Source organism: Streptomyces poriticola (assembly GCF_036689765.1).
In the GTDB taxonomy this organism is placed as follows: Bacteria; Actinomycetota; Actinomycetes; order Streptomycetales; family Streptomycetaceae; genus Streptomyces; species Streptomyces poriticola.
Window position 1 is genome coordinate 1 of sequence record NZ_JBAGKH010000094.1, and the last position, 852, is coordinate 852.

Consider the following 852-nt stretch of genomic DNA (forward strand, 5'->3'; position numbering starts at 1 on the left):
GTGTCGGGGTATCCGGAGACGGATCCGGTGCGGTCGTTGTCGCCGGATGGTGCGGCGTATGTGATTTTCACGTCGGGTTCGACGGGTGGGCCGAAGGGGGTGGTGGTGTCGCATCGGTCGATCATGAACAGGTTGGCGTGGGGTGTGGCGCATTTCGGTGTGGGTGTGGGGGATCGGGTGCTGTTGAGTACGTCGGCGGGTTTCGATGTGTCGGTGCCGGAGTTGTTCGGGCCGTTGCTGGTGGGTGCTGCGGTGGTGGTGGCGGGTGCGGAGGGGCGTCGGGATCCGGGGTATCTGGCGGAGTTGATCCGGCGGGAGGGGGTGACGGGGGCGGATTTCGTTCCGTCGTTGCTGTCGGCGTTCGTGGCGGAGCCGGGGGCGGGGTTGTGTACGAGTCTGCGGTGGGTGGAGGTGGCGGGGGAGGCGTTTCCGGCGGTGTTGGCCAATCGGTTCGCCGGGTTGTTGCCGGGGTGTTCGGTGCACAATCTGTACGGTCCTACCGAGGCGTCGGTGGAGGTGACGTCCTGGCGGCATGTGCCGGGCGCGGACCGGGTGCCGATCGGCACGCCGATCTGGAACACGCAGGTGTACGTTCTGGATGCGGCCCTGCGGCCGGTCCCGCCGGGTGTCGCGGGTGAGCTGTATCTGGCCGGAGTGTGTCTGGCCCGGGGCTATCTCGGGCGGACGGCGCTGACCGCGGAGCGGTTCGTCGCCTGTCCTTACGGGCCTTCCGGGTCCCGTATGTACCGTACGGGGGACCTGGTGCGGTGGACCAAGGACGGTCAGGTCGACTACATCGGCCGCAGTGACTTCCAGGTCAAGGTCCGCGGATTCCGCATCGAACTGGGCGAG

At 67.7% G+C, this 852-nt stretch carries 1 protein-coding gene; it reads left to right on the plus strand.

The genetic code is table 11. The features are described 5' to 3' along the window. The coding region (locus V5O46_RS31585) for an amino acid adenylation domain-containing protein (RefSeq protein WP_332888168.1) at positions 1 to 852 on the plus strand (852 nt) is incomplete at both ends.